This is a genomic window from Acidobacteriota bacterium (assembly GCA_022562055.1).
Taxonomy (GTDB): Bacteria; Actinomycetota; Acidimicrobiia; order Spongiisociales; family UBA5794; genus BMS3BBIN02.
Genome location: JADFQA010000061.1, coordinates 1 through 10059, shown reverse-complemented (window position 1 = coordinate 10059; position 10059 = coordinate 1). Strand labels below are relative to the sequence as shown.

16 protein-coding genes and 1 pseudogene are annotated in these 10059 nt (G+C 59.7%); 5 read left to right on the top strand and 12 right to left on the bottom strand.

From position 1 onward, the window contains the following. Positions 1–315 precede the first annotated feature (315 nt). Positions 316–1336: pseudogene (locus IIC71_14690) on the bottom strand (IS110 family transposase). 333 nt (positions 1337–1669) lie between these two features. On the opposite strand from IIC71_14690, the gene IIC71_14685 reads away from it, so the two are divergent. Continuing rightward, on the top strand, positions 1670–2371 hold the full coding sequence (locus IIC71_14685; protein ID MCH7670427.1) for a DUF4386 domain-containing protein: 702 nt from the start codon (positions 1670–1672) through the stop codon (positions 2369–2371). Positions 2372–2588: 217 nt separating this feature from the next. On the opposite strand, the gene IIC71_14680 is transcribed toward IIC71_14685, so the two are convergent. Then, entirely contained in the window at positions 2589–2990 is a 402-nt protein-coding gene (locus IIC71_14680; protein MCH7670426.1) for an IS110 family transposase, read from the bottom strand. A 410-nt stretch (positions 2991–3400) separates the two neighbouring features. Here IIC71_14680 and IIC71_14675 point away from each other — a divergent pair, with 410 nt between their 5' ends. Next, positions 3401–4711, top strand: a complete 1311-nt coding sequence (locus IIC71_14675) for an ATP-binding protein (protein ID MCH7670425.1) — start codon at positions 3401–3403, stop codon at positions 4709–4711. A 95-nt stretch (positions 4712–4806) separates the two neighbouring features. Here IIC71_14675 and IIC71_14670 read toward each other — a convergent pair whose 3' ends face one another. From IIC71_14670 to IIC71_14630, 9 genes are all read right to left on the bottom strand, one after another. Continuing rightward, positions 4807–5118 (bottom strand): type II toxin-antitoxin system PemK/MazF family toxin, encoded by a 312-nt coding sequence (locus IIC71_14670; protein ID MCH7670424.1) that lies wholly within the window; start codon positions 5116–5118, stop codon positions 4807–4809. Further along, positions 5105–5344 carry a hypothetical protein gene (locus IIC71_14665; GenBank protein MCH7670423.1) on the bottom strand — a complete coding sequence of 80 codons (240 nt, stop codon included), beginning with the start codon at positions 5342–5344 and terminating at the stop codon, positions 5105–5107. The genes IIC71_14670 and IIC71_14665 overlap by 14 nt, the downstream gene beginning before the upstream one ends. A gap of 201 nt (positions 5345–5545) precedes the next feature. Further along, on the bottom strand, positions 5546–5971 hold the full coding sequence (locus tag IIC71_14660; GenBank protein MCH7670422.1) for a hypothetical protein: 426 nt from the start codon (positions 5969–5971) through the stop codon (positions 5546–5548). A gap of 287 nt (positions 5972–6258) precedes the next feature. Continuing rightward, the gene (locus IIC71_14655) at positions 6259–6462 is read right to left on the bottom strand and encodes a hypothetical protein (protein MCH7670421.1); all 204 of its coding nucleotides are present in this window, start codon (positions 6460–6462) and stop codon (positions 6259–6261) included. 6 nt (positions 6463–6468) lie between these two features. Next, complete coding sequence (locus IIC71_14650; protein MCH7670420.1) at positions 6469–6927, bottom strand: class I SAM-dependent methyltransferase; 459 nt, start codon at positions 6925–6927, stop codon at positions 6469–6471. Then, a complete protein-coding gene (locus IIC71_14645) occupies positions 6924–7277 on the bottom strand; it encodes a hypothetical protein (GenBank protein MCH7670419.1) in 354 nt (117 codons plus the stop codon). The genes IIC71_14650 and IIC71_14645 overlap by 4 nt, the downstream gene beginning before the upstream one ends. Continuing rightward, the gene (locus tag IIC71_14640; GenBank protein MCH7670418.1) at positions 7277–7642 is read right to left on the bottom strand and encodes an SDR family NAD(P)-dependent oxidoreductase; all 366 of its coding nucleotides are present in this window, start codon (positions 7640–7642) and stop codon (positions 7277–7279) included. Before IIC71_14640 ends, IIC71_14645 begins: the two co-directional genes overlap by 1 nt. Then, complete coding sequence (locus tag IIC71_14635) at positions 7528–7791, bottom strand: SDR family NAD(P)-dependent oxidoreductase (protein MCH7670417.1); 264 nt, start codon at positions 7789–7791, stop codon at positions 7528–7530. Before IIC71_14635 ends, IIC71_14640 begins: the two co-directional genes overlap by 115 nt. Next, positions 7788–8171 carry a hypothetical protein gene (locus tag IIC71_14630; protein MCH7670416.1) on the bottom strand — a complete coding sequence of 128 codons (384 nt, stop codon included), beginning with the start codon at positions 8169–8171 and terminating at the stop codon, positions 7788–7790. Before IIC71_14630 ends, IIC71_14635 begins: the two co-directional genes overlap by 4 nt. Positions 8172–8311: 140 nt before the next feature. On the opposite strand from IIC71_14630, the gene IIC71_14625 reads away from it, so the two are divergent. Beyond that, positions 8312–8560 (top strand): TetR family transcriptional regulator, encoded by a 249-nt coding sequence (locus tag IIC71_14625; GenBank protein MCH7670415.1) that lies wholly within the window; start codon positions 8312–8314, stop codon positions 8558–8560. Continuing rightward, positions 8561–8935, top strand: coding sequence for a TetR/AcrR family transcriptional regulator C-terminal domain-containing protein (locus tag IIC71_14620; GenBank protein MCH7670414.1), 375 nt, complete (start codon positions 8561–8563; stop codon positions 8933–8935). It begins immediately after the preceding gene. Between the two features lie 119 nt (positions 8936–9054). Here the strand turns inward: IIC71_14620 and IIC71_14615 are convergent, their stop codons facing one another. Beyond that, complete coding sequence (locus IIC71_14615; protein ID MCH7670413.1) at positions 9055–9279, bottom strand: hypothetical protein; 225 nt, start codon at positions 9277–9279, stop codon at positions 9055–9057. Between the two features lie 18 nt (positions 9280–9297). Here IIC71_14615 and IIC71_14610 point away from each other — a divergent pair, with 18 nt between their 5' ends. After that, positions 9298–9624: a hypothetical protein gene (locus IIC71_14610; GenBank protein MCH7670412.1), complete on the top strand. Its 327-nt coding sequence runs from the start codon at positions 9298–9300 to the stop codon at positions 9622–9624. The last annotated feature ends 435 nt before the right edge of the window (positions 9625–10059 follow it).

The window sequence follows — 10059 nt, the reverse complement described above, 5'->3', positions numbered from 1 at the left end:
ATCGGCCGATAGTACATACACACCAACGGTTTTCACCTTGCACTGTCTCGCGTCGATTCGCCCTGTTTCGTGTTGTCTCGCGGACCAAATGCAGACCAAACAGCAGAGTCCTTGACCGGACATAATGATTCTCGTATGTCAAGGAGCGTGTGGTTTGGTGGACAGGACTGGGTGGGGCCACACCGTGTGGTGGGCAGGCTCGTATTAGGTCACACCGAACCAAAGAGTGGTGTGGGTGGGAGTCGACAGGTCATTATGAGGACAGCACCGGAACGGTGCGTCAGCCGGATATTGGGTCAGGCTCCCACCCAGATCTTATGTGATGTGTTGGATGTGTTTGAACGTTTCGCGTGCGACGTAGCGCTTGAGACAGCGCACGATCTCAGCGGTGTTCTTCCCTTCTTCACGGCGGCGGGTCACATACGTCTTGGTTCTGGGGTCGCTGCTCATGCGAGTCAATACGATGCGATACAACGCGGCGTTGGCTTGACGGTTGCCGCCACGGTTTAGCCGGACCCGTCCTGAGGTCTTGCCTGACCCTGTGGGGATCGGGCAGACACCACACAGGTGCGCCCACGACCGTTCCCGAGCGCAGCCGCTGCGGGTTGTCTCCTGCAGTGACGAGGAGCGATGCTGCGGTGTCGGTGCCGACCCCGTAGAGCCCAACCAGCAACGGTGCCGTATCGGAAACCAGTTCGGTGAGCATCGAGTCGAGGCCTTTGATCTCAGCGTTGAGCGACTGGACACGACGCGCCAGAGCACGCATCGTGAATTGGGTTGTGTACAGGACCGGGTCAGAACCCTTACGCGGCCTCAACTTTGCGACCTCGCTGATCAGGCCGGTCTTGTACCGATCCTTGAATCTGGCTCGAACCGCTTCGGGACCTGTGAACACGAGATACCGTAACTGGTTCAATGTTGCAATGCGTTGAGAACGAGCCGAACGCCTCGCCACCAACAAGATCCGCATCTGTTCGACCGGCCCATTACGTGTCTTTGGAGCCACCGACGCTGACCCCGATAGGGCAGCCCTAGCTGCAGACACGGCATCAGCCGGGTCAGACTTCCCGACCTTGCGACGGTTCTGACGATTCTGGCGATCAACCTCCACCACTGAGATCTCCTGGTCGTGGAGGAACCGTGAGCGGCCGACACCCCAAGACCCCGTGCCCTCAGCACCAACCCGGGCGATCTCGCCATGAGATGTGAGCCACCCAAGGAGCGCCTCGAACCCCGCCTCGTCGGCAGGGAACGACTCGATTCCGAGAATCCCACCATTGCCATCCACTGCTGCCGCTACATGGGTATCGGCGTGGGTATCCACACCACCAACAATCATCCGTACCATTGACATGGTCGCCCCTTTCTGTTCGCTAAAGGCGAAGGGGTGGCACACGCCACCGGGACAGCGGAACAGACCCGACAGAGCTACTCAATTCAGCTCAACAAGTGATCTACCGCCCAACCGGGGCGTGCAACACCGCGCAACATCATCCCACCCAGCCGGTTATGGGCGGGGGAATCTCTGATGCAGGGCGGCTCGACCCCGCGTAGATTCCGCTTCGTGGAGGTTGCCGGTATCCTCTTGGATGGAAGACGGTGGCGGAGTTGGCAACCGATACGCTTGAGTGCAGTCACCGCGCTGGAATACGACAGCAGGACCCTCCGAATGGTGGCACCTGAAGTGACGGACATCGCCGATTTATCACTGCGCGAAGCTGCGCTTATCGCTGGGGTCGGCTACGTGGTCATCTTCTTGTTCGGTTTCGGCAACGTACGCCGCCAGAAGCTAGTGGTGCGGGGAAACGCAGCGGCGACAGCTAGCAATATCGTGGCTTCCGAGTCGCGATTTCGCGTCGGCGTCGCTACTTGGATGGTCGTCCTTGTGGCTGATGTGGTCGTGGCTTGGGCGCTCTATATCTTCCTCAGGCCGGTGAGTGACAGCCTGTCATTACTCACGGCGTGGATTCGGTTGGTATATGTCGCGGTCGCTGCGATCGCCGTGGTCTATCTCCTCTCGGTGTTGGACATCCTTAGTGGGGTGGATGATTACGAGAGGTCTCAACCTGATTCGCTCAACGCTCAAGCGATGCGACTTCTTAAGTCGTACGACAACGCGTTCAACGTTGGATTCGTGTTCTTTGGTCTTCACATACTCGGTCTTGGGTATTTGATCGTCAGGTCGGACTACATCCCCACAGTCCTGGGCGTCCTGTTGATCATCGCCTCAGTCGCTTATCTCATCGACAGCTTCGCTTGCTTTCTCTCCTCGAGCTATGGGAACAACGAAGCTCACTCATTGGTGTTTGCGGTACCCGCGATCATCTCGGAGCTGTCACTTACCGTGTGGCTCTTGATCTGGGGTGGGTAGGAGCACCACGACGCACCCTGCGATTCCCGGCACCCGCCCATAACGAAGCCTCTTTGTGTCAAGTGGGGTGTTTCGAGCGCGTTGGTTCGGGCCGGCTTCACCGGCCGGGGGTGTAAGTTTGGGGACGGGTCCGGGGTGACTGAGCTGAAGAGCCGGTGATCAGGACGCGAGGCCGGCCACGCAAGCGACAGAGACGTTCCTGGGTGTCCCCCGGGCCCTAACTCTCTAGAGCCTGGCGCTGTTGGTCGGCGACGAGACGCCGGTAGACGACGTTGGAGAGACGCCGTTTCAAGGCCCGTAGCGCCTCCTTTTTGGTTTTGCCTTCGTCGAGTTTGCGGTCGTAGTAGACCCTGCCCTCGGTGTCGTAGCGGATCTGGGTGACCGCGACCATGTGGATGGCGTGGTTGAGTATCCGGTTACCCCGCATGGACAGCCGGTGCCGTTTCTTGCCTCCTGAGGAGTACTCGACGGGGGCGGTGCCGTTGTAGGCGGCGTACCGGTCGGCCGTGGCGGACCGGGCGATGTTCCCGGTGTAGCCGATCAGCAACGCTCGTCGGGTACACGTCGACGCTAGCGTGCTTCGTCCCCGTGTCGTGGTCGGTCCACGCGTGGGTGCCACCTGCTACCGGTATGGAGTGGCCATGCCAGGTCGTTTCGGTCGTGTGCTGGAAGGGGGACCGAGCAACGGCCGCGGTGCCCACACCCACGATGCCTGCAATCGTCAACACTAAGACAGCTGTTCTGATCTTGGTCCTACCGATTCTGGTGTTCCGGGCCATCCGTGTTTCCCTCTGAGGCTCTGGACTCTTGCATGCATGCATGTATGTATGTATGTATGTATGTGTACGGAAACCATAAATGGTCGCGCTGAATTCGGCCGGTCGGGACGCGAATGTCTTGGGAGACGGAAGACTTCGATTGGAGCTGACGGGAACTGTTTGAACTCGCTGCTTGAGCGGAGACCCGTTCCTGTCACCTTCATCTGGAACCGCCCAATGGGTCCTCGGAAGTGGGAGAATGTCCTCCATCATGCTTGTACGTGTACTCAGTGTTGCGGCCGACGGTCTCCAGGAAACGGTATTCGACGACCTCGTGACTAACGCCGTCGTCGAGCATCAGCGGCTCGAGTACAAGTCACAGCTCCCGGGAACTTCGTCAGACGAACGCCGCGAGTTCGCTCGCGATGTCGCAGCTATGGCGAACGGAGGCGGGGGCATCATCGTCATCGGAATCGAGGACGATACGAACGATGCCGCGAGTCGGATCACACCGGTCGGCCTCGGAAGCGAGGTGACCCGTCTGAATCAGATTTGCAACAGTCTCATCGAACCGCACCTGCGGATCGACATACACGAAGTCGAGATCGGCGATGGCCCAGACGGCGTCATCATCGTCGACACCCCCTCCTCAACGCGCCTGCCATTCGCCGTGGCGGAGGGCAGTCGTCTCGGCTACTACCGACGCACCGGAAGGAGTCGTCACCCCCTTTCAGAAGCTGAGGTGGCCCAAATGTATATAACTCGCGGCGTCCGGGTCGAGAGGGTGTCGTCCAGGCTCGATTCCTTGATCTCTCGCGTCGCAGAACGTCTCGGCGCGGAGCCGCCTCCAGCGATCTATGTCGCCGTGGTCCCGCTCGAACCATACGAGCGACTCTTCCGTCCTGACCGCGAAACGTTCGCCGAGATTCGGGCACTGCATACGCAGCCCGTCTTTGGAGCCAACGGCGTCGGTGACGTTCTTTTCACCGACCTCAAGCCCGGCTTCAAGAGGATCGATCTTGCCAAGGGCTACGAGGCAGAAACGCTGCGACGGTATGGGTGGATGGAGTTCCACGATGATGGAGCCTTCCTCGGCGTGATTGTCGCCGACGCGGGTCTCCAACGAGGCATGGGCGACCACCATGGAGATCAGCGGGCGATTCCCGGCTTCTATGACACCCGGATGACGTGCGAGCTAGTTGCCCGTCTCGCGGCCTATGGAGTATTGGGACGGCAGTTCGACGTGCATGGCGAGATCATGATCTCTGCCGGCATCGTCGCGGAAGGGTTGCCTGTGACCGTTACCACCGGTCCCGGGCGCTGGGAGGCCGACCACGCGCAAGTGGTCGCTACGCCTGTTCAAACAGTCCTGTCAGCGGACGTTGAGGACCTGGTTGAGATCAAGAGCGTGCTCAGAACCGCCGCACCTCTCCTCGACGACTTGATGACTGCGTTTGGTTGGCCACGTTGTTTCCAGTTGGAGCGAGACGGGACCGTACGGCTTGACTTCTGGGGCGACGGCTGGACCCAGCAGGTCGAGCGATGGGCAGATTATGAGAGGCTCTCGGTCGCGGGGCGCTAATAGCGATAGCGCAGATCGACGGTCAATATGGACATGCATCAGCCTAGCTACTCCGCGTCCATGAGCGGACGGACCCATTCATCGAGTGTCGAACTCTACCCTAGAACTGTGAGGAGAGCGGTGTCGACGCCCCACTGTTCTTGCGGCGTGAGATGGCTGGCCAATTCTCCGAGTCGACTGATATCGATAGCGCCGACCTGCTCGACAAGAACCCGGGTCGGTGACCCGTCGACCTCGATCTCAGGTCGGAACGATGCTGGTTTGGCGCTCCTGGAAGTCGGGGCAATGAGGACGACAGACCGCGGAAGGAGCGCGTCAGACTGCACAACGACTCCGAAGCGTTTCCCGCGCTGTTCGTGGCCGATTCCCTTGGGGAGGCGCAAGGCGAAGACGTCACCTCTGAGCACGGAGGCCTTCCATGAGGTCGGCCACGGCTAGCATCTCGGCCCGGTCATCGTCGTCGGCTTCGAGAGCGACTACCTCGGCTGCCAACATTTGCTTGTCTCGGTGCCGCGATGCGGTCTCGACCAATGCCGCCCGGATGGCTTGTGAACGAGTCATGCCAGAGGCTTCGAGCTGCCCCAGAGCAAGGAGGGATTCGTCGTCGAGTCGAACAGATATTGCTTGAGCCATGTCGCGAATTGTATCACAATTCGTCATACACAGATAGGGTCGCGAACGAAACCTCCGCCGCCGTGCTCTTTCATCGTACCCGCCAACCTGACCAGGTCCTGTGGGCTCTGCACGAGGTCAGCCCTGTCAACCATGAGCAGATCAGCCGTTCTAGCGCGTTGCTACCGTGTCCAGACCACCTCAGGTTTCGGTGCTGTCGACTCAGCGGATGGGGCTAAGCCTTCTCGTGGCTTGATAGATTCTGTCGATCTGTAGACCGGCAAGACCAAAGAGGGCGGCACCGAGCGGAATGTGAATCGCCACCGTCCCATGGGTGCTTCTGGCCGAGTATCCCAACCCAATCTGGGCGACAAGCAGCAAGAAAAACAAAGCAGCTATCACCTTGACAGATGTAGAGGCTCGGCGAAAAAAGAGCAACAGTATCAGAATGCCCTGGAGCGTAAACACGCTGTTGGCAATTACGCCGTGCAAGGTGATCGAAGCATCGAAGGCAACATGCCGACCACCTAGGGCCGCCAACACCAACACAAGAATGCCGACCACGGTCGCCAAGATGTATTCGGTCGAGCCAAAGGATCGAGGGTGACGAGTCTCGCTGCCAGCAGAAGTTGGTTCGGGTTTTTCCATCGGGCAAGCCTAGACGGCCCACCAATAGACCGATTCGAGAAGCAGATGCCTAGTCCCCGAATATGCGGCTCGTACAGCGAGAGCCATGCTGGGGGCTCCAGAGGTCCACCAGGGACTCGGAACTCTCGGAGAGCGATAACTACCGAATGAAGGTGAGAGGAATCGACCTAGGGACTCAACCGCAGCCGCCACAGAGACGCCACCCGGAGCCACAACCACGACGCGAACTCCACAAAGGCGGGCGGGGCACTAGGCGATCGCGATTTGTCCTTGGAGGTGGATTCAGATCAGCGGCCCTTCCTCGCCGCAACGAACCGGGCGAACACGTATTTCATGTCAGAACTCTGGTCGAATGCCAGGTCCGCCGCCTCATGGATCTCAAAACCCGCGTCCGAAATCGACCGCTCCAATTCGGGTACAGAGTGGAACTTCATGTAAGGGATGATCCGCGCTGCACTCGCCAGCGACAGCGCCCGGTTGGTGAGCTTCATGACTGACTAACTCTCATTCATGCACGGCGTAGTGGACAAGAACCAGCCGCCTGGCTTGACGAGTCTATGTATGCGACTGACAACCCCGTCTCGGTTGCTCAAGACGTGCAGAACCTGGGAAGTCAGGATGACGTCGTATGTATCGGGTTGGAATACCTCGTTGAATATCGAGCCATCCGAGAAGTGAAGGCCTTCGACGTGCTCTTGGTCGGCTCTGTCCTTCGCTGCGTTGATCATCTGCCGCGATATGTCCACGCCATGCAATGCCTTGACATGAGGGGCGAACCTGTAGCTGAGTGCCCCGGTCCCGCAGCCGAAGTCGAGAGCTACGTCGTCGCTGCCAAGGTACATGAGTGATCTTTCAACCATTGCCGTGTGTAGCTGCGAGTTCTCGGCTTCTGTCTTGCCGTAGGTTGCTGCCCGCCGGTCCCAGAAACTTGCGGATCTGCGTTCGTTGTCGTTCATGGGGGTCCGGTACGTGCTCGAGGCGGCGACGAGACCAGCAGGTCCTCGGTGGCGGTCCAGAGCGCGGCTGCGGCCTCACCATCCCGGGCGGCCGCGCTGAGCTTGTGGTCGGCCGGTTTGGAATTCACGAAGTAGCTGCCGCTCACATCGGCGTACTCGGCCTTGGTGGCGGCGGCGAGGGTCGTCTCGGCTCCCCGGGTCGGATCAACCGTGATCATGCGGAGCAGCAGCCGGATCGGAGCCGGCGGGTTGCCGAGGTTGGTGGCCACCTCTCCCGGGTGCAGACAGTTGACGGTGACGCCCGTGCCCTCGATGCGACGGGCGAGCGAGCGCGTGAACAGGATGTTCATCAGCTTGGTTTCGCCATAGCGAGAGAAGCCGAACAGGCCATAGCCCCGGGTGGCTGAAAGTCGCCGAGATCGAGTCTGCCCATGCTGTGGGCCCCGGAGGCGACGTTGACGATCCGGGCGGGTGTCGAGGCCTGCAGCAAGGGTAGTAGTAGGGCCGTGAGCAGAAACGGCGCGACATGGTTGACGGCCAGCATCATCTCGATACCTTCGGTTGTGATCTGACGGGATCGGATCATGATCCCGGCGTTGTTCACCAGCAGGTCGAGCTGCTCGTTCTTTGCCTCGATCTCTGCGGCGGCCCGTCGCACGTCGACCTGCAGACTGAGGTCGCAGAGGACGATCGATAGCGACGCATCGGCACGGATGCCTCGATGTCGACCTTGGCCGCCTCAGCCTTGGTCTCGTTGCGGCATACCATCACCACGTGGATACCCTCACGGGCCAGGCCCCGGACGGTTTCCAGGCCGATGCCGGAGTTGGCGCCAGTGACAACAGCCGTCGAACGAACGGTCACGGGCTCCTTGTTTCCTGCGTAACTGACACCTCTTGAGAGTCTTCCCGCCACCGCAACGCGAGAACGGCGATGGCGGCGAGTCCGAGCAGCTCGAAACCCGAGAAGAGGACGTCGTCGGCGTCCTTGGGCCAGGTGGTCGCTGTGACCAACGCCATCAATGCTGCTACTCCGAGGTTGGCGATTCGCGCCCAGCGTCGATGCAACAGACGCGACAGCACCACAAGTGCTAGTGGCAGCTGGAGGGCGACACCGCCAGCGAAGACGACCGCTTGGTCAAAATTGGAACCAAGCAGCTCTTCGACGAACCCGGGTCGGAACAGCTCATGGATATCGCGGAACAAGATGTTCAGCAGGACGTACACCCACAGTGTCGACAACATGGGCCCGACGTCGCTACGAGAGACCCACCTCATGAGTGTGTACCGGCCAGTTGTATCGGTACGTACGCTGTACCTGACATGAGATCATTTTACGTACGGTGTACGCTGATCGCAAACGCGCTCACAGATTTGGTTTTCTCATGGCCAGCGAACAGAAGACCCCACTCACGCCGAAGCGGATCGTACGCGCTGCGGTTGAGGCAGCCGACCGCGACGGCATCGACTCGATCAGCATGCGCAGCCTCGCTGCCGCATTGGACGCGGGAACGATGTCGCTCTACAACCACATCCTGAACAAGGACGAACTTCTCGACGCCATGGTCGAGGATATCGCCGCCACGATCGAGCGTCCAGAGCCAGGCGCTGACTGGAAGGAGGGCGTCCGCTGAATAGCAACATCGACACGAGATGTACTTCACCGCCACCCCTGGGCCGTCGAGGTGTGGCCGGCTCGGATTCCAAGGCCGCAACGCTGGACATTGATGGAGACCGTTCTCGAACATCTCGCATTGGCTGGCCTACCCGACGACCTCACCGACCTCGCTTTCCACGCCGTCATCAACCACGTCCTCGGCCATACACGCCAGGAGTTATCAGCAGCTAGCTCGAACCCAACAACCCACGTCGAAGACGTGGCAGAGAACCTCGATGCCGAACGCTTCCCAAAGGTGATCGACCACCTCCGCTACCACGCTGAAGACCACCCAACTCACGACTCCTTCCTGTTCGTCCTCGACCTCATCCTCGACGGTCTGGCGCGTTGACATCCAACGAGGGCACCGCGCGGGCTATCGCTGAGAGCTTTCCAACGTAATGCGCGCTGACCACCTGGCGACCCACGCGCGTAGGATGGTCCTCGCTCCCGAGGCATTCTTGGCCGGCCCTATGGGTTCACGGGCAATTGATCTCGTGCGAGCAGGCGTGTGAGGGTCTCAGTGCGCGGGGTCATTCCGAGGTCTTGGGTATTTGGCCATTCATCGATCTCGTCTCGTGCGAACTCGATCCACCGTTCGATGGTCTTGAATATCTCGATCTTGAAGGTTGCGAATAGCACGGAGAGGTGTGTTCGTTGTGGGAATGGGTGTCTGCCGTCGAGGTAGGATCCCATGAGTTTGACGATGGCTTCGTGGTGTTCGCCGATGTCGCCGAGCTTTACCTACGCGGGCTTGAGGCTGCGACAGGCATAGCAGGCGAGTTCGAGCGTGTTGACGTGATCTATTTTGATGGCGAAGGAACCCTCGAAATCGAGGAGCATATTCGTTGGGCGTCGAGAGACAGACAACCCGACGCCCAATGGGGAAGCATCACTTTCATTGCTCTGTTCTTCGGTCTGACAGATGAAAAGCCAATCGGCCTCTTCGGTGGGGAACCACTGATCCATATTGTCACGGTTTCAACGGACGGAGAGTACCGGTACGAATCTACAACCGACCGGGATACGCTCATCGCATAACGCATTTCGGCTTAGGCTGTCGGCCGGTAAGACTTGGTCGCTTTTTTTGGTGGGTCTGCAGACGCTTACGCCGGTCGCAACTCACCCGTCGGCCTGGTCGATCAACTTATGCAAAACATGTGCAGCAACGGTGACTCAGTCGTGCGGCTAAGGCGTGATCGGATAGACATCGGACCGGCTACTGGCCGATGTTGCAACACCGAAGCCCCCGATGCCGGAGGTCGTGATCACCACGTTTCCGTCGACGAGCCCCGTTGATTCTGTTGCCGAGTTCGTCTGATATGAGGCTGCTCCCGACGATGTCCACTGAGACACCACAGTGGCCGAGGGGTGTCCGAAGCTGTTCTTCCCGACCGAGAACACAGCGACCTCCGCGCTCAAGATGTTGACCCATGTTTGGTTCGACGAGAAGACCGATCCGTGGTGGTTTACCTT